This is a genomic window from Enterobacter sp. Taxon_2 (assembly GCF_058355295.1).
Genome location: NZ_CM178024.1, coordinates 1,090,626 through 1,113,080, shown reverse-complemented (window position 1 = coordinate 1,113,080; position 22,455 = coordinate 1,090,626). Strand labels below are relative to the sequence as shown.

Sequence of the window (22,455 nt, the reverse complement as noted above, 5' to 3'; positions counted from 1 at the left end):
CGCTTCTGACAAAATACACGCATCCCCCCCTTCAAACGTTACAGACGGAATCTTCTCTCTGATGGCAGCAAAGATTATTGACGGTAAAACGATTGCGCAGCAGGTGCGCTCTGAGGTCGCGGAAAAAGTGAAGGCGCGTAAAGCCGCCGGAAAACGCGCCCCCGGGCTGGCCGTTGTGCTGGTTGGCAGCAACCCGGCATCGCAGATTTATGTCGGCAGCAAGCGCAAAGCGTGTGAAGAGGTCGGCTTCGTCTCCCGCTCTTACGATTTGCCGGAAACCACCAGCGAAGCAGAACTGCTGGAACTTATTGACACTCTGAATGCCGATAAAGAGATCGACGGCATTCTGGTTCAGTTGCCGCTGCCAGCAGGTATCGACAACGTTAAGGTGCTGGAGCGTATCGCACCGGATAAAGACGTGGACGGTTTCCATCCGTACAACGTTGGCCGCCTGTGCCAGCGTGCGCCGCGTCTGCGCCCGTGCACCCCGCGCGGCATCGTGACGCTGCTGGAGCGTTATAACATCGACACCTACGGCCTGAACGCCGTGGTAATTGGTGCCTCTAACATCGTGGGCCGTCCGATGAGCATGGAGCTGCTGCTGGCCGGCTGCACCACCACCGTGACCCACCGCTTCACCAAGAACCTGCGTCATCACGTCGAAAATGCCGATCTGCTGATCGTCGCGGTCGGTAAGCCGGGCTTTATTCCGGGCGAGTGGATTAAAGAGGGTGCGATCGTCGTGGACGTCGGGATTAACCGTCTGGAAAACGGCAAAGTGGTTGGCGACGTGGTGTATGAAGATGCCGCCGCGCGCGCCTCTTACATTACCCCCGTACCGGGCGGCGTAGGTCCAATGACCGTCGCAACGCTGATTCAGAATACTTTGCAGGCATGCGAAGAATATCACGACGTAGAGGACGCGTAAGATGGCGACTTTTTCATTAGGTAAACATCCGCACGTTGAGCTGTGCGATCTGCTCAAGCTGGAAGGCTGGAGCGAAAGCGGCGCGCAGGCGAAAATCGTTATCGCCGACGGGCGGGTGAAAGTCGACGGCGTGGTAGAAACGCGCAAGCGCTGCAAGATTGTCGCGGGCCAGACCGTGAGCTTTGAAGGACAGAGCGTAACCGTTACGGCCTGAGCCCTTTGATGCCCGGTGGTGCTGCGCTTACCGGGCCTACGTACGGTCTCCGTTTGTAGGCCGGGTAAGGCGAAGCCGCCACCCGGCAATTTCTCTCACTATTCCCTCACACCCATCACGGTTATTTATCGATCCACTTCAAATAATCGCTATTTCATCTGTTGAAACGTGAAAATTCAGTTGCGCGTTTTTCACTCTTTGCCCACGATAAGTAGAACGTTCTACTAAAACGTTCTACTTACAATAACAGCGCCAAAAAAAGCGCTATTCGGGGGAAATCAGCATGAGTCTGATATCAGGGTTTGTTAAATCGCTGTCTAAGTTATCGATGATTGGTCGCGCCTTAATGCTGCCAATTTCACTGCTTCCCGCTGCGGGCCTGCTGCTGGCCTTCGGCGATAAGTTTCACCTGCCGCTGATGATGAACGCAGGCGGGGTTATTTTTGATAACCTGCCAATGCTGTTTGCCATTGGCTCCGCCGTGGGTCTGGCGTCAGAATCCGGCATCGCGGCGCTGTCTGCGGCCGTTTCGGTGTTTGTCACCAATATCACCATCAGCACCGTGCTGAGCATCACGCCGGAAATGGCCTCCCAGGGCGGGAAATACGCCATGGTGGTGGGCATTCCGACGCTGCAGATGGGCGTCTTTGGCGGCCTGATCTGCGGTATTCTCGCGGCCTGGTGCTATAACCGCTTCCACACCATGCAGCTGCCGGAGTTCCTGGGCTTCTTTTCCGGCAAGCGCTTCGTAGCGATTGCAACGGCGTTCCTCTCTTTCCTGATGGGGCTGCTGCTGCCGTACGTCTGGCAGCATATCCAGGCCGGTATCGACGCGCTCTCCGTGGTGGTGAACGGCGATAATCAGGCGGCATCGACCTTTATCTTCGGTCTGGTGGAACGTGCGCTGATCCCGCTCGGTCTGCACCATATCTGGTATCCGTCGTTCTGGTATTCGTTTGGCGATTACACCACCCAGGCAGGCCAGGTGATCCATGGCGACCAGACCATCTGGTTCAAGATGCTGGAAGAAGGGGTGAAATCCTTCAGCAGCGACACCTACCAGAACGCCGGCAAGTTCATGCAGGGTGAATTCCCGCTGATGCTGTTCGCGCTGCCTGCGGCGTGCCTGGCGATGTATCACGAAGCCCATACGAAGAATAAAAAAATCGCGGCCGGTATTCTCTTCTCCGCGGCGCTCACCTGCTTCCTGACCGGGATCACCGAACCGGTTGAGTTTACCTTTATCTTCGTGGCACCGATTCTGTACGTCTTTAACGCCATCATGGCGGGTCTGGCCTACATGACCATGTACCTGCTGCATGCGCATATCGCCAAGTCGTTCTCTGCGGGCTTTATCGACTATCTGTCATTCGGGATCCTGCCGTCGTTTAACGGCTACCAGACCCACTTCCTGAATGCCATTATCATCGGCATTCCAATGGGCCTGATTTATTACTTCACGTTCCGCTTTGTGATCCGTCGTTTCGACGTGAAAACGCCGGGCCGCACTGAAGTGACCGCCAACGCGGATGAGAAATCGGATTCCGAACTCGCGACCGAGATTATCACCCTGCTGGGCGGGGCGCATAACATCGACTCCGTCGGCGCCTGTATCACCCGTCTTCGCCTGGAAGTGACAAAAAGCGAGGTGGTGGATAAAGACGGCCTGAACGGACTCGGCGCGCGCGGCGTGGTCTTCGTCGGCGATAACGGTATTCAGGTGATTTTCGGTGCCAGAGCACAGTTTATCGCCCAGACCATGTCCACCATGATCGGCAAATAATAAGATGCCTGAGCGACACGTCTCCTGTACGCTGGGAGACGTGTTTTATCTGGCTGATAATCGGCAAATTTCAGGGAGCGGTTTTGAAGAAAGTCAGCATTATTGATGTCGCAAAGCACGCGGGTGTGTCAGTTTCAACCGTCTCGCTGGTGCTGCGCCAGAAAGGGAAAATCTCAGAGGCAACGATCGAGAAGGTCAACGCTGCCATCAATACGCTGGGCTATGTTCATAACGTTGCCGCTGCCAACCTCCGCGCCAATACGTCCAATCTGATTGGCCTGATCCTCCGTGACTTTAGCGACAGTTTCTCCATCAAGGTGATGGCGAGCATCGTTCAGGATCTTGAAAAACAGGGGTATATGGTTTTTCTCGGACAGCCCCAGAACGACCATGACCAACTTGAGCGCTGCCTGCTGTCGTTTAAGCAGCAGGGCGTCGCCGGGGTGATCTATCTGGCCTCGGATACCCGCACCTCTACCCTACCGGAACAGATTCGCCGCTGCCCGCTACCGCTGGTGGTGGTCTCTCAGTCGCTGCTGGATGAAAAATGCAATCTGGTGATGCGCGACAACCGTCAGGCGGCAAACCTGGCGGTGCGTTATCTTATCGAGCGCGGCCATCGCAATATCGCCTACATTGGTGGACGTGAAGGCTGCCTTATCCGCGAGCAGCGCCTGCTCGGTTTTCGCAGCGCGATGACGCAAAACGGGCTGGTCTGGCGCGATGAATACTCTCCGGCCTGCAGCGATGACACTCTGGCCGCGGGTTTCGCCACCCGCCAGCTGCTGGAAAAAAACAATACTATCACCGCCCTGCTCTGCCACTCGCCGGATGCCATGATCGGTTCAATCTCCGGTATTCATCAGGTCGGGCGTACGGTGGGTAAAGATGTGTTTTTAACACAGCAGGTCGCGCTGGTCGGTTTCGAAGATATGCTCCATGTTAACCTCACCTCGCCCTCGTTTACCTACGTCTCGTCCGCAAGCGAAGAGACGGGGCGTCAGGCTGCCGGGCTGATTATTCGCACGCTAAAGGAGCCGACGCTGCAAACCCAGCGCATTACGCTTTCCGGACAGCTTATCGCGCGCGAGTCGGCGTAAAATCAGAATTTCGCACAGGTTTTTTAGCGCGAGATGACTGCTATATTTCCATGATTTGCCATGGATAATCACAATGCCTACCGTCATTACACACGCTGCTGTTCCGCTTTGCCTGGGCCTGGGCCTGGGAACCAAAGTGATTCCTCCCCGCCTGCTGTTTGCCGGGATTGTTCTCGCCATGCTGCCGGACGCCGACGTGCTGGCGTTTAAGTTCGGCGTCGCGTACGGCAATATTTTCGGCCATCGCGGCTTTACCCACTCCCTGCTGTTTGCCTTTGCGGTGCCGATACTTTGCGTGCTGACTGGACGACGATGGTTCAGGGCCAGCCTGACGCGGTGCTGGCTGTTTTTAACGGTGTCATTGCTGTCGCACAGCCTGCTGGATTCGATTACTACAGGCGGGAAAGGCGTCGGCTGGCTGTGGCCGTGGTCAGATGAACGTTTTTTTGCGCCGTGGCAGGTGATTAAGGTCGCGCCGTTTGCGCTCTCACGCTATACCACGCCGTACGGGCATCAGGTGATTATTTCAGAACTGCTGTGGGTGTGGCTGCCGGGGGTTGTGCTGATGGGAATGTTGTGGTGGAAAAGAAGGTAAAAAAAAGCCGGGTGGCGGCTGCGCCTTACCCGGCCTACTTTTACCCGTAGGCCCGGTAAGCGTAAGCGCCACCGGGCGTTACAGACTTACTTACGGCGCCAGGTGGTGCCCTGCGGGCCGTCTTCCAGAATGATGCCCATCTCGGTCAGACGGTTACGCGCCGCATCGGCCGCCGCCCAGTCTTTCGCCTGACGCGCTTCCAGACGCGCTTTGATCAACGCTTCAATTTCCGCCACTTCGCCGTCGTCCGCCTGCGCACCGCTCTGCAGGAACACGTCCGGATCCTGCTCCAGCAGGCCGAGCACGGAAGAGATCTTACGCAGATGAGACGCCAGCGCATTCGCCGCCGCCATATCTTCTGACTTCAGGCGGTTCACTTCGCGCGCCATGTCGAACAGCACGGAGTAGGCTTCCGGGGTGTTGAAGTCGTCGTTCATCACCTCAACAAAGCGTGCTTCGAACGCTTCGCCGCCTGCCGCCGGAACAGACCTGTCGGTCCCGCGCAGCGCGGTGTACAGACGCTCCAGCGCCGAGCGCGCCTGCTTCAGGTTCTCTTCGCTGTAGTTCAGCTGGCTGCGATAGTGGCCGGACATCAGGAAGTAGCGCACGGTTTCCGCGTCGTAATACTTCAGCACGTCGCGCACGGTAAAGAAGTTACCCAGCGATTTCGACATCTTCTCGCGGTCAACCATTACCATCCCGGAGTGCATCCAGTAGTTCACGTACTCGCCGCCGTGGGCGCAGGTGGACTGCGCAATTTCGTTTTCGTGGTGCGGGAACATCAGGTCTGAACCGCCGCCGTGAATGTCGAAGTGCTTGCCCAGCTGTTTGCAGTTCATCGCGGAACACTCAATGTGCCAGCCCGGACGGCCTTCGCCCCACGGGGATGGCCAGCTTGGTTCGCCCTCTTTGGACATTTTCCACAGCACGAAGTCCATCGGGTTACGCTTCACGTCAACCACGTCAACGCGCGCGCCGGCCTGGAGCTGCTCCAGATCCTGACGGGAAAGCGAACCGTAGGTTGGGTCCGTCGGCACGGAGAACATCACGTCACCGTTGTCGGCCACGTAGGCATGACCGCGTGCGATCAGCTTTTCGGTGATCTCGATGATTTCGTGAATATGGTGGGTCGCGCGCGGCTCGCTGTCCGGACGCTGAATATTCAGGGCGTCGAAATCTTTGTGCATCTCGACGATCATGCGATCGACCAGCGCAACAAAGCTTTCGCCGTTCTCATTAGCGCGCTTGATGATTTTATCGTCGATGTCGGTGATATTACGCACGTATTTCAGGGTATAGCCCAGAAAACGCAGGTAGCGTGACACCACGTCAAAAGCGACAAAGGTACGGCCATGGCCAATGTGACAGAGATCGTAAACCGTAATACCACACACGTACATGCCGACTTCCCCGGCATGGATAGGTTTAAATTCCTCTTTTTGGCGCGTCATTGTATTAAAGATTTTTAACATCGAAGATTCCATATAAACACGTGTGTGGTTGAAAACCGGCTATTCTACCCGTAATTCAAACCCGAAGCAGCACACAATGCAAGGTGATCGCATCCTGTGGTTATGCTATAACAAGCCCCTATAGATGACCCGAACGCGGGTCGACGTACCACAATAACGGAACAGGATGCAAAAATGGTTACTTTCCACACTAATCATGGCGATATCGTAATCAAAACCTTTGATGACAAAGCGCCTGAAACAGTTAAAAACTTCCTGGACTACTGCCGCGAAGGTTTCTACAACAACACCATTTTCCACCGCGTGATCAACGGTTTTATGATCCAGGGCGGCGGTTTCGAACCTGGCATGAACCAGAAAGCCACTAAAGAGCCGATCAAGAACGAAGCGAACAACGGCCTGAAAAACACCCGCGGCACGCTGGCGATGGCGCGTACTCAGGCGCCTCACTCTGCTACTGCACAGTTCTTCATTAACGTGGCTGACAACGACTTCCTGAACTTCTCCGGCGAAAGCCTGCAGGGTTGGGGCTACTGCGTATTCGCAGAAGTGGTTGAAGGTATGGACGTGGTTGACAAGATCAAAGCCGTCTCTACTGGCCGCAGCGGTATGCACCAGGACGTTCCTAAAGAAGACGTTGTGATTACAAGCGTGACCGTCAGCGAGTAATTCGTGGCGACACTCTTTATTGCGGATCTGCATCTGCAAACAGAAGAACCGGCGATAACCGCCGGTTTTCTGCGTTTTTTACGCGGTGAAGCGAAAAGCGCCGATGCGCTGTACATCCTGGGCGACCTCTTTGAAGCCTGGATTGGCGACGACGACCCTAACCCGCTGCACCGTGAAATGGCTTCGGCCATTAAAGCGCTGGTGGATTCCGGCGTCCCCTGCTACTTCATTCACGGCAACCGTGATTTTCTGATCGGCAAGCGCTACGCCCGCGAAAGCGGCATGACGCTGCTGCCAGAAGAGCAGGTACTTAACCTTTATGGCCGCAAGGTGCTGATCATGCACGGCGACACGCTCTGCACTGACGATACCGGCTACCTGGCGTTTCGCGCCAAAGTCCACACCCCGTGGATCCAAACGCTGTTCCTCGCCCTGCCGCTGTTTATCCGCAACCGTATCGCCGCCAGAATGCGCGCGGGCAGTAAAGCCGCCAACAGCAGCAAATCCATGACCATCATGGACGTTAATCCTCAAGCGGTGGTCAACGTGATGGAAAAACATGGCGTGCAGTGGTTGATCCACGGGCATACTCATCGTCCTGACGTGCATTCCCTTATCGCCAACGGCGAACCGGCCCATCGCGTGGTGTTGGGTGCCTGGCACGCCGAGGGGTCGATGGTCAAAGTCACCCCGGAAGGCGTCGAACTGATCGCTTTTCCGTTTTAACGTTTTCTCGTCGTTTCGCTTATTTCTCAGCCACGCAACCGTTTTCCTTGCCCGTATAACATGCTATTCTCTGTGCCCTCGAAAGCAGTGTGTTTCGCACCACAGGAGTTTTAAGACGCATGTCTTCCCGCAATAATCCGGCGCGTGTCGCCATCGTGATGGGGTCCAAAAGCGACTGGGCTACCATGCAGTTCGCCGCCGAAATCTTTGAAATCCTGAATGTTCCGCACCACGTCGAAGTGGTCTCCGCGCACCGTACACCGGACAAACTGTTCAGCTTCGCCGAAAGCGCCGAAGAGAACGGTTATGAGGTGATCATTGCCGGTGCGGGCGGCGCAGCACACCTGCCGGGCATGATTGCCGCCAAAACCCTGGTGCCGGTTCTGGGCGTCCCGGTACAAAGCGCCGCGTTAAGCGGTGTGGATAGCCTCTACTCCATCGTCCAGATGCCGCGCGGTATTCCTGTCGGGACGCTGGCGATTGGCAAAGCGGGCGCGGCGAACGCTGCCCTGTTGGCCGCGCAGATCCTGGCGACGCACGATAAAGCGTTACATCAGCGTCTGGCGGAGTGGCGTAAAACCCAGACCGACGAAGTGCTGGATAATCCGGACCCGCGGGGTGCGGCATGAAGCAGGTTTGCGTCCTCGGTAACGGCCAGTTAGGCCGCATGCTGCGTCAGGCCGGTGAGCCGCTGGGTATTGCCGTCTGGCCCGTCGGGCTGGACGCTGAACCTGAAGCCGTACCGTTCCACCAGAGCGTGATCACCGCCGAGATCGAACGCTGGCCGGAAACCGCACTGACCCGCGAGCTGGCGCGTCATAACGCTTTCGTGAACCGCGACGTGTTCCCGATCATTGCCGACCGTCTGACGCAAAAGCAGCTGTTCGACAAACTCGGCCTGCCGACCGCGCCGTGGCAGCTCCTGTCCGATAAAAGCGAGTGGAATGATGTTTTCGCGATGCTGGGCGAGCTGGCCATCGTGAAGCGCCGCGTGGGCGGCTACGACGGCCGTGGCCAGTGGCGTCTGCGCGCAGACGACACTGCCGAGCTGCCGGACGACTGCTACGGCGAATGCATCGTTGAGCAGGGCATCAACTTTAGCGGTGAAGTGTCGCTGGTTGGCGCACGCGGGCACGACGGACATACCGTCTTTTATCCGCTGACGCATAACCTGCATCAGGACGGTATTCTGCGCACCAGCGTCGCCTTCCCGCACGCCAATGCTGAGCAGCAGGCGCAGGCAGAAGAGATGCTTTCTGCCATCATGCACGAACTCGGATATGTGGGCGTCATGGCGATGGAGTGCTTTATCACCCCGTCCGGTCTGCTGATCAACGAACTTGCGCCGCGCGTACACAACAGCGGCCACTGGACGCAAAACGGCGCGTCCATCAGCCAGTTCGAACTGCACCTGCGCGCGATCACCGACCTGCCGCTGCCGCAGCCGGTGGTGGACAGCCCGTCGGTGATGATCAACCTGATCGGCACCGATCTGAACTACGACTGGCTGAAGCTGCCGCTGGTGCATCTGCACTGGTATGACAAAGAGGTTCGCGCGGGTCGTAAGGTCGGTCACCTGAACCTGAACGACAGCGACACGGGCCGCCTGAGCGCCACCCTGGAAGCCATGATCCCTCTCCTGCCGCCGGAATATGCGAGCGGTATCGTCTGGGCACAGTCAAAGCTCAAGTAAGACATCTGCGCCGGGGAGTTGACCTTCCCCTTCCCCGGCGTACAATCCCCGCCCATTGCTGCTGAGTTTTCTTCTGGAATAACCATGAACGATGGAACGGACTATCGCGCGATCCTCGCGTCTGATACCCCTTTAATCGACGTTCGCGCGCCGATCGAATTTGCCCAGGGTGCGATGCCCGCCGCCATTAACCTGCCGTTGATGAATGACGACGAACGCGCCGCCGTCGGCACCTGCTATAAACGCCAGGGCCCCGAGGCCGCGCTGGCGCTTGGCCATAGCCTGGTGAACGGCGAGACGCGTGAGACACGCATCAACGCCTGGCGGGAAGCCAGCCTTGCCCATCCTGAGGGCTTTCTCTGCTGCGCGCGCGGCGGTCAGCGCTCGCATATCTCGCAGGCCTGGCTTAAAGAGGCTGGCATCGGCTACCCGCTGATCCGCGGCGGCTATAAGGCCCTGCGCCAGACGGCGATTCAGGTGACCATTGAGCAGTCGCAAAAGCCGATGGTGCTTATTGGCGGCTGTACCGGAAACGGTAAAACCCTGCTGGTGAAGCAGCACGCACAGGGCATCGATCTGGAAGGGCTGGCGCACCATCGCGGCTCGTCGTTTGGCCGCACGCTCACGCCGCAGCTTTCCCAGGCGAGCTTTGAAAACCACCTTGCGGTTGAGCTATTGAAAAAAGACGCCGCGCGCTGGGTGCTGGAAGATGAAGGCCGGATGATTGGCTCCAACCACCTGCCGGAGTGCCTGCGCGACCGCATGGTTGAAGCCCCTATCGTTGTCGTCGAAGACCCGTTTGACGTCCGCCTTGAGCGCCTGCGCGAAGAGTATTTCGACCATATGTGGGCAGATTTTTCTGCTGCCTACGGTGAAGAAGCGGGCTGGAAGGAGTACAGCGAGTACCTGCATCACGGCCTGTTCGCCATTCGCCGCCGCCTGGGGTTGCAGCGGTACGCAGAATTCACCGCGCTGTTAGATTCCGCGCTGCTGGAACAACAACGCTCTGGCTGCACGGACGCGCACTTCAGCTGGCTTGTGCCGCTCCTGAACGACTATTACGACCCGATGTACGGCTATCAGCTGGAGAAGAAAGCGGAGAAAATTGTGTATCGCGGGACGTACGAAGAAATTGCTGAGTGGCTAGAATACAACCATACTATATCGCCACACCATAAAATGTGATTAATTAAAAAATCGTTCACCTACTGCTTGAAGGATAAATGTATGTTATGTAGCATTACTAGAATAGATATTCCAATTCAATATTCTTTCAAAAGAGCCTGCATAGAACTTGACGGAAAAAGCTTAATTATCACAGGGAATAATGGTAGTGGTAAAACTAGTTTTATAAATCAAGTGTATAATCATCTACTTCAAAGTATTAACAATATAAACGAAAATGACATTGATTATGTCAAAAGACAATTAAAATCCGCAACAGACAATTTAAATAGAATTGGAAGGGATGATGGTTCTTATTCCCACTACACCTCTCAAAAAATAAAATATGAAAAAAGATTAAACGACCTATTAAATTTCAACATTGAAACAACTTCCAACGAAATAACAGAAATCCGTTCACTACTACGATTTCACAATGCAACAAGGCAGTCGAATATTCAATCACCTGTCGATGCTCCAAAGTACTCAACCCTTATGCAGAACCATCAGCATTTTGGTAACAATGTTGATGGAAGTAATATTTTCGAAAGTTATTTATTGAGTTTGAAAAAAAACCAAAGTTACGCGATTTCATTCGATGAGGATAAAGAAAAAGCTGCAAATATTGCGTTGTGGTTTGAAAAAATCCAAAGCGATTTACGTTCATTATTTGAGGACCATGATTTAATTTTAGATTTTGACACTAGCGATGAGAAATTTTATCTTATTCAAAAAGGTAAGGAAAAATATACTTTTCAAACTCTTTCTTCAGGTTACTCTTCCATACTGAGCATTTATACAGATCTCGTTATGCGTGTAGAGATGTGGGGGGTTACGCCAGATAATATTCAAGGAATAATTTTCATTGATGAGATAGATGCCCATCTACATGTATCATTACAAAAGCAAATCCTTCGTTTCTTTATGAAAGCCTTTCCTAAAGTACAATTTATTGTAACTACCCACTCACCATTTGTAGTAACCTCAGTAACAGAGGCTGTTATATACGACCTCAGTTCAAACGAACAAATTACAGATGTATCTTCCTACTCATATGGCATAGTTATGGAGGAATTATTTGGAGTTGCAACAGAATCTCACGCATTAACTGATAAGCTTCTAAACATAGAAAAACTTATAAATGATATAAATAACGATAACATTCAAGAAATAGATAAAGAAATTAGCTCGCTAGCTGTAGATCAAAGCAATATGAGTGAAGATGCCCAAGCTTTCCTTGATCGAGCAAAATTACAATTATTGAAAAGCAAAAAAAGAATACAAGGGTAAGGTGTAGCCATGTTTAATGTAAATAGAATATTACCTGCCCCTGCATCTCTAGCATCGCAACGACGTTATGATGGCGAAGATGTTTATATAGCGCTTGAACAATCATTCTATAAAAAGTGCTATATTTGTGAAACAAAATCACCATTAGATATTAATGTTGAACATTTCATCCCACACATGGGCGATATCAATAAGAAATTTGACTGGCGTAATCTTTATTTGGTCTGTTCAAGGTGCAATAACATCAAGCTTGCAAAATATAAAAATCTACTTGATTGTTGTAATGATAGTGTTTGGGAGAAAATAAAATTACTTCCAGGTTTTTCTCCTGGAGCAAAAAATTTTTTTATTGAAGCTATGACACATGATGCCGCTACAATTGAAACTGCGGCTTTACTTAATGATGTATATAATAATGATAAAACAATAAACAAACGTTTCACGGCGCGTTCGTTACGTTCAGATGTTGTTAAGATAACACACAGACTAACAAAATTAATGACAATATATTACGATGAGAACTCCACCGATTCTCAAAGAGAAGATTCCATCGAGGATATTAAAGTCATGATCAGACGTTCTTATCCATACTCAGCATTTAATCGCTGGATCATAAAAGATGATGCTGAACTGGATGAATTGCTATCTCCATTTATGGACTAATTTCAGTTGTATATCTAAAAGCCGGACTTGTTCCGGCTTTATCATATGCGTATGGTATTGTTTCCCTAAAGTTACATATGAAGATGTTATATCAAGGGACATATCCAACATTAGATCGTGTAATAATCCATTAAGAGATTTTTGCAGTGTATCGCTACAGTCAAATGAGGCTAGTACATGGTTTATTGCTTGGCAATATTCACATTGTAAACCTGAACTATCAAATACCCCCCCCAGAACCAAAGTTACAATTGCTTGACTCATCATTAATAATGATGAAATCAGCCATTGATAATTTCAATTCCTTACTCAAAACATCTAGATAAGCACCTAAGCATCTATAGATTGCTTTTGAACTCTGAGTTTTTTCATCATCCATGAGAATTTGAGTTAACAATTCACAACGTTCTATAAGATCTACTATTGAAATATCGCTAGATAATTCAGAATAAAAATGAATTGTAGCTTGCTGTACTGAAGTATAAGTTTCCATTTCTTAGCATCCGTTATGTTTACCTTGCGATGCCACCGTAAACGCCACATTTTGGAGGCAGAGTACCGGGTCATAACGGAAACCGGCGCTTCTAATGAAGCCCTCGTTCAGTCCACCATATCTTAAGTAAGCATTATATCCATAATGCCAAAAATAAGGTGAACGAAATCGAGGCGGCATGCACAAGCGCTCATGCCTACGTTATGTTTACAGGACGCCAATCCTGGCATCTGATTTTGCAGATGCGGAGACATTATAGATCTGTATTTTTGTACAGCTACAACTTCAGAAACAAACTGGAAAGCGCCTCGCAAATAAAAAAGCCGGGTGGCGGCTACGCCTTACCCGGCCTACTCGTGCATTTGTAGCCCCGGTAAGCGCAGCGCCACCGGGGAACAGACGACTTAGAAGTCGTAACGCAGACGCACCAGGTTCATGTCGCCCAGGTTGTCGGTGCTGGAGGTGAACACGTGTTCGTAGTCCACGCGGAAACCGTAATCCAGCTGGAAGCTGATACCCACGCCGTTGTCGATGCGCTGGTAGTTACGGCCGTTCACGTACTCAATGCGGTCACCCATGAAGTAAGGCTGGATGGATTTAACCGCGTACTGACCGACTGGGAATTTGTACCCTGCAAAGTATTCAATACCCCATGCATCACCGGCGAAGTAGTCGTTAACAGACACTTTTTTGGTGGTCAGGAAGTTCTGATACCAGCCGCCGCCTGCGGAGAAGGTCCAGTTGTCCGGGGTCCAGCTCAGCGCGGTACCGAGGATGTTCTGGTCGTAGGTTTTGCTGTCGCCGTTGTCCGGGTTACGCATGTCGGCGCGGGTGTAGTTCCACGCGGCGCCCCAGGTCAGATCGGTGGTCAGGTGGTAATCCAGACCCAGTGAACCGCCGCCTTTACGCTTGTAGCGCAGGCCGTTGCCCGGCAGGTATTCACTGTCTTCAAACAGGTAGGATGCATAAATATCAGCATCGCCCACGGTTTTCTTATATTTCAGCATCTGGCGTGAACGGTAAGAACCGTCGTAATCGCCGTTGATCCCGTTACCTGGCGCCTGAGCGATCATGTCGTAGTCCCAGATATCGGTTTTCGCGCCCACCACATCATAGTAAACGCTGTTCTGTTGACCGAAGGTCAGCGTACCCCAGGTGTCGCTCTTCAGACCGGTGTAGAGCATACGACGCGTGGTGTCGTGTGCGCCGTCGGCATAGTGGTGATCCCAGTTAAACTGCGCGGGAATATTGACACCCAGCTCGTAGTAGCTAATCCAGCTGATGTCATCAAACAGGTAGTAATCAGCCGCGAAACGGAAACGCGTGCCGCCGTCGAAGCCGTTACGCTTGTAGCTGTTTTTACCGTCGTCGCCGGTCATGTTCTGGAACTGAGGACGAATACTGCCGCCAACGGTGAAGTTCAGGCGGCTCAGCGGGTTACCCGCCTGAGGATCCTGCTTAAGAACGGTGATTTCCGCCTGAGAAGCGAAGGTCGTTAATGCCACTGCCGCGCCGATCGTTGCCGCCAGCGCTGATTTTTTTATAGTCATTATTTTTCCTTAATAGACACGCTGCTAAATATTTAGCGGGTGAATATTAACTGGAAATAATCGGGCTGTGTGGTCGGGTTTTTAATGTTTTGTGCTACTAAATGAGTGGGTATTATCACTTTGTGCTTTTTAAACACTACGCACCGGCATTTAAAACCGGTGCGTAACTTTCACCGTGCTAAATCAACTCGCGAACTGACGGAACAGGGCTTTGCCCTTTAACAGCCGCGTGCCGAGCCAGCCTCCGCAGAGAGAAAGCAGCACCGCGCCACAGAGAGGCAGAGTCAACCAGAGGCGCCAGTCAGGTTCCCACGGGAAGTCGAAGACCTTTGTCTGCAGCACCGCCAGCGCCGTTTCTGCGCCAATGGCTGCCACCAGACCCGCCACCAGCCCCAGCAGCGCAAACTCGCTCCAGAGCGTCATCCGCAGCAGCCGCTTTCCGGCCCCCAGCGTGCGGTAGACCACCAGCTCCTGATGGCGCTGGCGCATGCCCACCTGCACCTGGGCCAGCAGCAACAGCACGCCGCAGATCGTCACCAGCACCACCATGACCTCCAGCGCGCGGCTCACCTGCTCCAGAACCTGCCCTACCTGCTTCAGGATCGCCCCAATATCCAGCAGGCTGACCGTCGGAAATTCCCGGTTAAGCTGGGTCAGCATGCCGTTGCCGTTTTCCCAGCGGAAGCTGGTGAGCCAGCTCTGCGGCTGACCGTCCAGCGCCCCCTGCGGGAAGATAAAGAAGAAGTTGGGCCGCAGGCTTTCCCAGTCAACTTTACGCAGGCTGGTGACCTTCGCGGTAAAATCCTGGGTATCGCCGGTAAAGGTCACGCTGTCCCCAAGCTTCACGTTCAGGCGCGTCGCCAGCCCCTCCTCCATCGACACCTCTCCCGCTTTCGGCGGCCAGATGCCGGCGGTTATCGGGTTGTGGTCAGGGCGTTTCTCCTGCCAGGTCAGGTTCAGCTCGCGGTTCAGCGACTCGTCCTTGTTCCCCTCCGTTGGCTGCCCGTTGATCTGCGTCAGACGCGCGCGAACGATGGGATAGAACGACTCAGGGATAATGTGATGCTCCGACAGGAAACCCTTTAGCGGCGTGACCTGTTCTGGGGCAATGTTGATCAGGAAATAGTTCGGGCTTTCCGGGGGAAGCTGCTGCTGCCAGCGATCGAGCAGATCGCCGCGCAGCACTAAAAGCAGCGCCAGCAGCATAAACGACAGCGAAAAGGCCGACAGCTGGCTGAGCGTTGACCAGGGCTGATGCAGCAGGCGGTTGACCGCCAGGCGCACGGGCAGGGATTTTACCGTCACCTTTTTCAGGAGGTTAAGCAGTATCCAGCCCAGCACGCCGCACAGCAGCGCCAGCACAACCGCCCCGGCCAGTACCGCCCACAGCAGCGTGCTGCCGCCCATCAGCCACGCCAGCAGCCCCACCGCCACCGCAATAATCACCGGAAGGTAGAACTTCAGCGGCCAGACGTTCGCCACCACATCGCTGCGGAGCACGCGCAGCGGCTGCGTGGCGAGCAGCAGTCGGTAGGGGCGTAGCCCTACCAGCAGCGAAATGACCGTCATCGCGCCGATTGCCCATAGCCACGGCCAGAGGCTGGCCGGCGGCAATGCGGCCAGGAGCACCGGTTTCAGCATCACCATCAGCAGTTTTTCAAACAGCAGCCCCATTATTCCGCCGGTCAGCGCGGACAGGACCAGCAGCATCAGCCACTGACCGACAATCAGCTTGCGCAGCTGCGCCCTGCCCGCCCCCAGGGTTTTGAGGATCGCCACCAGGTCGTAGCGGCTGCGGCAGTAATGCCCCATTGCCACGGCCACCGCCGCCACCGCCAGCAGCAGGGTCAACAATGCCGACAGCAGCAGGAACTGCTGAGAGCGCTCCAGAGATTTACCCAGCGCCCCTTCGTCCTGCTCCAGCCCATACCAGCGGTGTTCCGGTTTGAGCTGCGGCAGAAGCCATTTTTCATATGCGTCAAGCTGGGCAGGCGTGCCGCCAAACTTATAGCGCCAGGTGACGCGGCTGCCCGGCTGTACCGCATGGGTGGCCGCGACATCCGCGGTGTTCATCAGCAGGCGCGGCGCAAGCTGGAACGGGTTAAACCCAGAGTCAGGTTCCTGTACCACCTCCCCGGCAATTTTGAGGGTGGCGTCGCCGACGTCGATACTGTCGCCGGGTTTCAGATTCAGCAGCGCCATCAGACGCGATGCCAGTAGCACCGTACCGGGCGTGGGCTTTAATCCCGGCGGGCGGGTCTGCAAGTCACCGTACATCGGGTAGATGTCATCGACGGCCTTGACGCTCGCCAGCTGCGGCGTGTCGCCCGCAAAGGTCATGGTCTGGAAGCTTACCTGCTCCCCCACCTTTAGCCCTTCTTTACGCGCTTCGTCAATCCAACCCGGCGGCACGGGGCGGGAGCTTTGCAGCGCCCGGTCCCCCGCCATAAACTCCCGGCTCTGCTGGCTGAGCCCCTTTTCCATGCGGTCGCTGACGCTGCCGAGCGCCAGCACGCAGGCCACCGCCAGGCTTAGCGCCAGCCAGACTATTAGCAGCGAGGGGGAACGCCATTCACGCCAGAACCAGCGGGTAATCATGCTTCCTCCTGAAGAACACCGTTGACCAGCCGCAGGCGGCGGTCGCAGCGGGCGGCGAGCTGCGGATCGTGGGTCACGAGGATCAGCGTAGTGCCGTGTTCGCGGTTGAGCGAAAACAGCAGGTCGGCAATCCTGTCGCCGGTTTTACGGTCAAGGTTGCCGGTAGGCTCATCGGCAAACAGCACCTCAGGGCGGCCGTTAAACGCGCGGGCCAGCGCCACGCGCTGCTGCTCACCGCCGGAAAGTTGGGCGGGAAGATGGTCGAGACGTTTACCCAGACCGAGCTGTTCCAGCAGCGCCTTCGCGTGAGCGCGGCTTTCACGGCTGTTTTCACCGCGCAACAGCGCCGGGAGCTCGACGTTTTCCAGCGCGTTCAGGGTCGGGATCAGCATAAAGGACTGAAAGACAAAACCCACGTGACGCGCGCGCAGCGCCGCCCGCGACTCTTCATCAAGCTGGTGCAGCGGCTGCCCGACAAGGTGGACCTCGCCGCTGCTGCCGTCGTCCAGACCGGCCAAAATCGCCAGCAGCGTGGACTTACCGGAACCGGATTCGCCAATCAGCGCGATGGTTTCAGCGCGTTTGACAACGAGTTCAACTCCAGTAAGGATGGAAAGCTCGTGTTCCCCCTGACCGACGGACTTCTTAAGATGATGAACTTCAACACTGTTTTCCGCTGGCATTTGCCCTTCCTGTTTTTGATTCTGATGACCTTCCGCGCGGCAGCAGCGGACACGTTACTGGTTCTTGGCGACAGCCTGAGCGCAGGCTATCGCATGGCGGCCAGCGCGGCCTGGCCCGCTCTGCTCAATGACAAATGGCAGAGCAAAACGTCTGTAATCAACGCCAGCATCAGCGGTGATACCTCGCAGCAGGGCCTGTCGCGCCTGCCTGCGCTGCTCAAACAGCATCAGCCGCGCTGGGTGCTGGTGGAGCTTGGCGGTAATGATGGCCTGCGCGGTTTCCAGCCTCAGCAAACGGAGAATACGCTGCGCACCATTTTGCAGGACATTAAGGCGGCAAACGCCCGGCCGCTGCTGATGCAAATTCGCCTGCCCGCCAACTACGGTCGTCGGTATAATGAGGCCTTTAGCGCGATCTACCCTAAGCTTGCCAAAGAGTTTGATATTCCGCTGCTGCCATTTTTCATGGAAGAGGTCTATCTCAAACCCCAGTGGATGCAAGACGACGGGATCCACCCCAATCGCGATGCGCAGCCGTTTATTGCCGACTGGATGGCAACGCGGCTGGCTCCTTTAGTTAAACATGACTCCTGATTAAGCGGAGATCCTGACAGGTAAAGTTATGCAAAAATCGGTCTTAATTACAGGATGTTCCAGTGGAATCGGTCTGGAAAGCGCGCTCGAATTGAAGCGCCAGGGGTTTCGGGTCCTGGCGGCCTGCCGCAAACCCGACGATGTCGAACGCATGAACGGGCTGGGCTTTACCGGTGTGCTGCTGGATATGGACTCACCGGAGAGCGTTGAGCGCGCCGCCGATGAAGTGATCGCACTGACCGACAATCGTCTGTACGGGCTCTTTAACAATGCCGGCTACGGCGTGTATGGACCGCTGGATACGCTCTCCCGCGAAACGCTGGAGAAGCAGTTTTCGACCAATTTCTTCGGCGTGCATCAGCTCACCATGCGCCTGCTTCCCGCCATGCTGCCCCACGGTGAGGGGCGCATCGTGATGACGTCTTCGGTGATGGGGCTGATTTCCACCCCGGGACGCGGCGCCTACGCCGCCAGCAAATATGCGCTGGAGGCCTGGTCCGACGCCCTGCGCATGGAGCTACGCCACAGCGGCATTAAGGTCAGCCTGATTGAACCCGGCCCAATTCGCACCCGCTTTACAGAAAACGTGAACCAGACGCAGGCGGATAAACCGGTCGAGAACCCCGGTATTGCCGCACGTTTTACCCTCGGGCCAGAGGCAGTGGTGGCCAAAGTGCGCCATGCTTTTGAGAGCGAACATCCCAAAATGCGCTATCCGGTGACGCTGGTCACCCATGCCGTAGGCTGGTTAAAACGCCTGCTGCCGGGCCGGATGATGGACAAAATTTTACACGGCTGAGTTGAAGCGACGACGCGCATCCCCATGTAAAGAACAAACCGACAAAAGAGAAAGCCGCATGTCCGTACAGAATATCGTCAATATTACAGAAGCTAACCTGCAACAGACCCTTGAACAGTCGATGACCAAACCGGTCCTGTTCTACTTCTGGTCTGAACGCAGCCAACACTGCCTGCAGCTGACGCCGGTACTGGAGAGCCTTGCCGCCCAGTACAACGGTCAGTTCATTCTCGCGAAGCTGGACTGCGACGCCGAGCCGATGGTGGCGTCCCAGTTTGGTCTGCGCGCCATTCCCACCGTCTATCTGTTCCAGAACGGCCAGCCTGTTGATGGCTTCCAGGGGCCGCAGCCGGAAGAGGCTATCCGCGCCCTGCTGGATAAAGTGCTGCCGCGCGAAGAAGAGCTGAAGGCGCAGGAAGGCATGGCGCTGATGCAGGAAGGCAAATACGACGAGGCGCTGCCGCTGCTCAAAGACGCATGGCAGCTGTCGAATCAAAACAGCCAGATTGGCCTGCTGCTGGCGGAAACGCAGATCGCCCTGCACCGTTCAGAAGACGCGGAAGCCGTACTCAAGACCGTTCCGCTGCAGGATCAGGATACCCGCTATCAGGGGCTGGTCGCACAAATTGAGCTGCTGAAACAGGCGGCGGACACCCCGGAAATTCAGCAGCTGCAGCAGCAGGTTGCCGACAACCCGGCGGACGCCGCGCTGGCAAGCCAGCTGGCGCTGCAGCTGCACCAGGTGGGGCGTAACGAAGAGGCGCTTGAGCTGCTGTTCAGCCATCTGCAAAAGGATCTCGCTGCCGCAGACGGTCAGGCGCGTAAGATGTTCCAGGAGATCCTGGCCGCGCTGGGCACCGGAGACGCACTGGCGTCGAAGTATCGTCGTCAGCTGTACGCGTTGCTCTACTAACAAAAAAATGCCCGGTGGCGCTAACGCTTACCGGGCCTACAAAACAGGCTTAACCCGTTTTCTTTAATTGCGTCACCACCAGCTGGTGACGTGCGTTGTAAAACTTCCGATAGGTCAGGTAGCAGGCAATGATGGTCGACAGGCTTGCCGTGGAAAGCAGCATAAACGTCACCATGATCTGATACTTAATCGCTTTTACCGGATCGATACCGGCAAAAATCAGCCCCGACATCATGCCCGGCAGGCTCACCAGCCCCACCGTTTTGGCGGAATCTACCGTTGGGATCAGCGATGACCGAATGCTCTCGCGAATCAGCCGCGCCGAGGCCACTTTTGGCGTTGCCCCCAGGCTTAGTTTCTCCTGCAGCTGCTGCTGTTCGCTGCTGAATCGCTGGCCAAGGTTGTTGTAACAGAGCCCAACGGCCACCATCGCGTTCCCCGCAATCATCCCGGAGATAGGGATAACCTGCATCGGCGTAAACTCAATCGAGCCGGAGAGCACCAGCACCGCCAGCGTGAGCGCCGTTCCGGTGGTAATGGCGATAAACGACGAGATAAACGCTTTATCAATGTATTTACTGCGTTTTTTCGCATTCCACGCCGCGTTAAAGCAGATAAAGAGCACCATCAGCAGCGTCAGCACCGCGTGGTTAACGTTGAAGATATACTTCAGCACATAGCCGACGATGATGAGCTGAATCACCGCGCGGCAGATGCTCCACACAATATCTTTTTCCAGCCCCAGCTTTTCGCGGTAGCTGACCACAATCGCAATCAATACCAGCACCATCGAAAAGGCCAGCGATTCGTTGGTAATGTTATGTTCACCCACGGTTTGCCTCCTGCATTTTTCCGCCGTGCGGCTGAAGCGTAATCACGTCATCCGCATGGGTTATTTCGTTAGCATCGTGCGTCACCCACAGCACGGCAATATTTTGCTCTCGGGCGTAGCGATGAATAATCTCGTTGACGTTGCGCTTGTTGACGTCATCCAGTGCGCTGGTGATTTCGTCAAGCAACAACACCTTCGGTAAAAACTGCAGGTTGCGGATCAGCGAGACGCGCTGCTTTTCTCCGCCCGACAGCGCGTTGATGGATTTGGTCAGCGTCTCCTGCGCCAGGCCAAAGCGGGCCAGATCCTGGATAAACTGTTCCGGCTCCGGCGTTTTATTGCGGATTTGCCACGGGAAAATCAGGTTGTCATAAACCGTATCGCCAAAAAGCGCTGGCGTTTGCACGCAATAGGAGACCTGCTGGCGATAGCTTTCCGGAGAGAGCGACGCGATATCCTGCCCTTCAAACAGAATGGTTCCCTCCGTCGGGCTGAGGAGTGAGGCCACCATCTTCAACAGCGTGCTTTTGCCGCAGCCTGAGGGGCCCGTGATTAATTTAAACTCGCCCGGCGACAGGCTAAACCCGACGTGCTGCAGGATCGTGTTTTCCCCGACCCGAAATCCGACATCCCTGAGAAGTAATACGTTTTTTTTATCGTTCATTGCGCTTCCGTTAACCGCTTTTTGTCATAACCGTCTGTAGCATAATCCTTTCGCCCGCACAGAGCGAATAGCCTCACGCTAAAGCAAGTGTTAAACTTTTTGTTTGTTATTTGTCACCACCATCACTACAGGAAGTATGCGACATGGCACATATCTTTTATGAGTTTCCTTCCCTGAAGCCTGGTGTTCCTGATGTCGAAACATTAATGGAAGTCATCAAATCGTCGGAACTCACGCGTTTTGTCATTGGTGCAGAGGTGGTGGATTTTGTTAAGAAGGCGCTCATCGTGAACACCACGATCGGCAGCTTCAAAAATTGCTATTTCGCCTTCGACAACGGGACACACTTCCTTGAATTTGACGGTAAGGGAAAATCAAAACGTTTCAATGACGTACCCGACTGGTTCATCTCTCCGGCTGAATTTTCACGCACCCAGTGGCTTATCAACCACAATCTTGCGGATGTAAAAGCCACTCAGTTCATTGACGTGCTGATGTCCTACCCGCTGAAAGAACGCCGCGCGCACTGTAATTTGTTATTTGGGCTGGAGCTGGAAAAGGTGAATGCGGTTCCGGCCGCAGCGTCAGCCGCAGGTAAAATCGGCAATAAGAACGGTAAAACCACCAAACCACGCGTGACCGATCTGGGATCGTTTGAATTGTTCCGTCAGTTCTTTGCACGTATGAAAACCGCCGTGCTGGCCGATGAGTTCCCCACCCTGCAGGTCCTGACGGGCATGGATAATCTGACAAAAGCGCCGCATAATTTGAAGCAGGGCATCAGAACCTGGTTTAAAGCCATCGCTGGCGACCTTCCCCCGAATAACAAACGCGTTGAGGCGGGTAATGCCGTACTGTTCTGCGCCCCCATTCGCGAACAGATCCAGCGTATCGAAGCGCTGGGGCTGGAGAATTACTACGAGGGATTATCGAAAGCCATTGCTGAAGCGGGTGATGGATTCATCTCTGACTTTACCTATACTTACGAGCAATAAACACACACTTTCACTCGTCACAGCATGCAAAACAGGA

At 54.6% G+C, this 22,455-nt stretch carries 23 protein-coding genes; 16 read left to right on the top strand and 7 right to left on the bottom strand.

Annotated features, from left to right (window positions below):
• Positions 1-61: 61 nt before the first annotated feature.
• The 5 genes from folD to AC4IC4_RS05120 all read left to right on the top strand — a co-directional run bounded on the left by folD (position 62) and on the right by AC4IC4_RS05120 (position 4,620).
• A complete protein-coding gene (folD, locus tag AC4IC4_RS05140) occupies positions 62-928 on the top strand; it encodes a bifunctional methylenetetrahydrofolate dehydrogenase/methenyltetrahydrofolate cyclohydrolase FolD (RefSeq protein WP_008499332.1) in 867 nt (288 codons plus the stop codon).
• A 1-nt stretch (position 929) separates the two neighbouring features.
• Positions 930-1,142 carry a ribosome-associated protein YbcJ gene (gene ybcJ, locus AC4IC4_RS05135; RefSeq protein ID WP_023310640.1) on the top strand — a complete coding sequence of 71 codons (213 nt, stop codon included), beginning with the start codon at positions 930-932 and terminating at the stop codon, positions 1,140-1,142.
• 283 nt (positions 1,143-1,425) lie between these two features.
• Positions 1,426-2,925 carry a PTS transporter subunit EIIC gene (locus AC4IC4_RS05130; RefSeq protein ID WP_491472274.1) on the top strand — a complete coding sequence of 500 codons (1,500 nt, stop codon included), beginning with the start codon at positions 1,426-1,428 and terminating at the stop codon, positions 2,923-2,925.
• An 83-nt stretch (positions 2,926-3,008) separates the two neighbouring features.
• Complete coding sequence (gene malI, locus AC4IC4_RS05125; RefSeq protein WP_248272950.1) at positions 3,009-4,025, top strand: Mal regulon transcriptional regulator MalI; 1,017 nt, start codon at positions 3,009-3,011, stop codon at positions 4,023-4,025.
• A 73-nt stretch (positions 4,026-4,098) separates the two neighbouring features.
• Entirely contained in the window at positions 4,099-4,620 is a 522-nt protein-coding gene (locus AC4IC4_RS05120; RefSeq protein WP_491472273.1) for a metal-dependent hydrolase, read from the top strand.
• Positions 4,621-4,706: 86 nt separating this feature from the next.
• Here the strand turns inward: AC4IC4_RS05120 and cysS are convergent, their stop codons facing one another.
• On the bottom strand, positions 4,707-6,092 hold the full coding sequence (gene cysS, locus AC4IC4_RS05115; protein WP_248272951.1) for a cysteine--tRNA ligase: 1,386 nt from the start codon (positions 6,090-6,092) through the stop codon (positions 4,707-4,709).
• 174 nt (positions 6,093-6,266) lie between these two features.
• Between cysS and ppiB the strand changes: the two genes are divergently transcribed.
• The 7 genes from ppiB to AC4IC4_RS05080 all read left to right on the top strand — a co-directional run bounded on the left by ppiB (position 6,267) and on the right by AC4IC4_RS05080 (position 12,297).
• Positions 6,267-6,761, top strand: coding sequence for a peptidylprolyl isomerase B (gene ppiB / locus AC4IC4_RS05110; RefSeq protein ID WP_008499327.1), 495 nt, complete (start codon positions 6,267-6,269; stop codon positions 6,759-6,761).
• Positions 6,762-6,764: 3 nt separating this feature from the next.
• Positions 6,765-7,487 (top strand): UDP-2,3-diacylglucosamine diphosphatase, encoded by a 723-nt coding sequence (gene lpxH, locus AC4IC4_RS05105; RefSeq protein ID WP_491472272.1) that lies wholly within the window; start codon positions 6,765-6,767, stop codon positions 7,485-7,487.
• Positions 7,488-7,606: 119 nt separating this feature from the next.
• Positions 7,607-8,116: a 5-(carboxyamino)imidazole ribonucleotide mutase gene (gene purE, locus AC4IC4_RS05100; RefSeq protein ID WP_491472271.1), complete on the top strand. Its 510-nt coding sequence runs from the start codon at positions 7,607-7,609 to the stop codon at positions 8,114-8,116.
• Positions 8,113-9,180 (top strand): 5-(carboxyamino)imidazole ribonucleotide synthase, encoded by a 1,068-nt coding sequence (gene purK / locus AC4IC4_RS05095; RefSeq protein WP_024906874.1) that lies wholly within the window; start codon positions 8,113-8,115, stop codon positions 9,178-9,180. Before purE ends, purK begins: the two co-directional genes overlap by 4 nt.
• An 84-nt stretch (positions 9,181-9,264) precedes the next feature.
• Complete coding sequence (gene mnmH / locus AC4IC4_RS05090; protein WP_491472270.1) at positions 9,265-10,365, top strand: tRNA 2-selenouridine(34) synthase MnmH; 1,101 nt, start codon at positions 9,265-9,267, stop codon at positions 10,363-10,365.
• A gap of 42 nt (positions 10,366-10,407) precedes the next feature.
• The gene (locus tag AC4IC4_RS05085; RefSeq protein ID WP_491472269.1) at positions 10,408-11,634 is read left to right on the top strand and encodes an AAA family ATPase; all 1,227 of its coding nucleotides are present in this window, start codon (positions 10,408-10,410) and stop codon (positions 11,632-11,634) included.
• 9 nt (positions 11,635-11,643) lie between these two features.
• A complete protein-coding gene (locus AC4IC4_RS05080; RefSeq protein WP_491472268.1) occupies positions 11,644-12,297 on the top strand; it encodes an HNH endonuclease in 654 nt (217 codons plus the stop codon).
• 220 nt (positions 12,298-12,517) lie between these two features.
• On the opposite strand, the gene AC4IC4_RS05075 is transcribed toward AC4IC4_RS05080, so the two are convergent.
• The 4 genes from AC4IC4_RS05075 to ybbA all read right to left on the bottom strand — a co-directional run bounded on the left by AC4IC4_RS05075 (position 12,518) and on the right by ybbA (position 17,621).
• Complete coding sequence (locus AC4IC4_RS05075; RefSeq protein WP_491472267.1) at positions 12,518-12,790, bottom strand: hypothetical protein; 273 nt, start codon at positions 12,788-12,790, stop codon at positions 12,518-12,520.
• A gap of 404 nt (positions 12,791-13,194) precedes the next feature.
• Positions 13,195-14,340: a porin gene (locus AC4IC4_RS05070; protein ID WP_491472266.1), complete on the bottom strand. Its 1,146-nt coding sequence runs from the start codon at positions 14,338-14,340 to the stop codon at positions 13,195-13,197.
• A 183-nt stretch (positions 14,341-14,523) separates the two neighbouring features.
• A complete protein-coding gene (gene ybbP / locus AC4IC4_RS05065; protein WP_491472265.1) occupies positions 14,524-16,938 on the bottom strand; it encodes a putative ABC transporter permease subunit YbbP in 2,415 nt (804 codons plus the stop codon).
• Positions 16,935-17,621: a putative ABC transporter ATP-binding protein YbbA gene (ybbA, locus tag AC4IC4_RS05060; RefSeq protein WP_135345890.1), complete on the bottom strand. Its 687-nt coding sequence runs from the start codon at positions 17,619-17,621 to the stop codon at positions 16,935-16,937. The genes ybbP and ybbA overlap by 4 nt, the downstream gene beginning before the upstream one ends.
• On the opposite strand from ybbA, the gene tesA reads away from it, so the two are divergent.
• From tesA to AC4IC4_RS05045, 3 genes are read left to right on the top strand one after another with little or no spacing between them, the layout of a single operon-like run.
• Positions 17,592-18,215: a multifunctional acyl-CoA thioesterase I/protease I/lysophospholipase L1 gene (tesA, locus tag AC4IC4_RS05055; protein ID WP_491472795.1), complete on the top strand. Its 624-nt coding sequence runs from the start codon at positions 17,592-17,594 to the stop codon at positions 18,213-18,215. The two genes, ybbA and tesA, sit on opposite strands and share 30 nt — an antisense overlap.
• A gap of 28 nt (positions 18,216-18,243) precedes the next feature.
• Positions 18,244-19,014, top strand: a complete 771-nt coding sequence (locus tag AC4IC4_RS05050) for an SDR family oxidoreductase (protein ID WP_014882827.1) — start codon at positions 18,244-18,246, stop codon at positions 19,012-19,014.
• 58 nt (positions 19,015-19,072) lie between these two features.
• Complete coding sequence (locus AC4IC4_RS05045) at positions 19,073-19,927, top strand: co-chaperone YbbN (protein WP_024906867.1); 855 nt, start codon at positions 19,073-19,075, stop codon at positions 19,925-19,927.
• Between the two features lie 49 nt (positions 19,928-19,976).
• Here AC4IC4_RS05045 and fetB read toward each other — a convergent pair whose 3' ends face one another.
• Entirely contained in the window at positions 19,977-20,759 is a 783-nt protein-coding gene (gene fetB, locus AC4IC4_RS05040) for an iron efflux ABC transporter permease subunit FetB (RefSeq protein WP_024906866.1), read from the bottom strand.
• Positions 20,752-21,423 carry an iron efflux ABC transporter ATP-binding subunit FetA gene (fetA, locus tag AC4IC4_RS05035; RefSeq protein WP_491472264.1) on the bottom strand — a complete coding sequence of 224 codons (672 nt, stop codon included), beginning with the start codon at positions 21,421-21,423 and terminating at the stop codon, positions 20,752-20,754. Before fetA ends, fetB begins: the two co-directional genes overlap by 8 nt.
• Positions 21,424-21,566: 143 nt before the next feature.
• Here fetA and AC4IC4_RS05030 point away from each other — a divergent pair, with 143 nt between their 5' ends.
• On the top strand, positions 21,567-22,418 hold the full coding sequence (locus AC4IC4_RS05030) for a hypothetical protein (RefSeq protein WP_267217124.1): 852 nt from the start codon (positions 21,567-21,569) through the stop codon (positions 22,416-22,418).
• The last annotated feature ends 37 nt before the right edge of the window (positions 22,419-22,455 follow it).

Coding starts and splice junctions, on each gene's coding strand:
- ybbA (WP_135345890.1), bottom strand. CDS start 17,621: ATGCCAGCGGAAAACAGTGTTGAAGTTCATCATCTTAAGAAGTCCGTC.
- AC4IC4_RS05070 (WP_491472266.1), bottom strand. CDS start 14,340: ATGACTATAAAAAAATCAGCGCTGGCGGCAACGATCGGCGCGGCAGTG.
- AC4IC4_RS05130 (WP_491472274.1), top strand. CDS start 1,426: ATGAGTCTGATATCAGGGTTTGTTAAATCGCTGTCTAAGTTATCGATG.
- purK (WP_024906874.1), top strand. CDS start 8,113: ATGAAGCAGGTTTGCGTCCTCGGTAACGGCCAGTTAGGCCGCATGCTG.
- ybcJ (WP_023310640.1), top strand. CDS start 930: ATGGCGACTTTTTCATTAGGTAAACATCCGCACGTTGAGCTGTGCGAT.
- tesA (WP_491472795.1), top strand. CDS start 17,592: ATGAACTTCAACACTGTTTTCCGCTGGCATTTGCCCTTCCTGTTTTTG.
- folD (WP_008499332.1), top strand. CDS start 62: ATGGCAGCAAAGATTATTGACGGTAAAACGATTGCGCAGCAGGTGCGC.
- AC4IC4_RS05075 (WP_491472267.1), bottom strand. CDS start 12,790: ATGGAAACTTATACTTCAGTACAGCAAGCTACAATTCATTTTTATTCT.
- cysS (WP_248272951.1), bottom strand. CDS start 6,092: ATGTTAAAAATCTTTAATACAATGACGCGCCAAAAAGAGGAATTTAAA.
- fetA (WP_491472264.1), bottom strand. CDS start 21,423: ATGAACGATAAAAAAAACGTATTACTTCTCAGGGATGTCGGATTTCGG.
- AC4IC4_RS05030 (WP_267217124.1), top strand. CDS start 21,567: ATGGCACATATCTTTTATGAGTTTCCTTCCCTGAAGCCTGGTGTTCCT.
- mnmH (WP_491472270.1), top strand. CDS start 9,265: ATGAACGATGGAACGGACTATCGCGCGATCCTCGCGTCTGATACCCCT.
- AC4IC4_RS05045 (WP_024906867.1), top strand. CDS start 19,073: ATGTCCGTACAGAATATCGTCAATATTACAGAAGCTAACCTGCAACAG.
- AC4IC4_RS05120 (WP_491472273.1), top strand. CDS start 4,099: ATGCCTACCGTCATTACACACGCTGCTGTTCCGCTTTGCCTGGGCCTG.
- purE (WP_491472271.1), top strand. CDS start 7,607: ATGTCTTCCCGCAATAATCCGGCGCGTGTCGCCATCGTGATGGGGTCC.
- AC4IC4_RS05085 (WP_491472269.1), top strand. CDS start 10,408: ATGTTATGTAGCATTACTAGAATAGATATTCCAATTCAATATTCTTTC.
- AC4IC4_RS05080 (WP_491472268.1), top strand. CDS start 11,644: ATGTTTAATGTAAATAGAATATTACCTGCCCCTGCATCTCTAGCATCG.
- ybbP (WP_491472265.1), bottom strand. CDS start 16,938: ATGATTACCCGCTGGTTCTGGCGTGAATGGCGTTCCCCCTCGCTGCTA.
- AC4IC4_RS05050 (WP_014882827.1), top strand. CDS start 18,244: ATGCAAAAATCGGTCTTAATTACAGGATGTTCCAGTGGAATCGGTCTG.
- ppiB (WP_008499327.1), top strand. CDS start 6,267: ATGGTTACTTTCCACACTAATCATGGCGATATCGTAATCAAAACCTTT.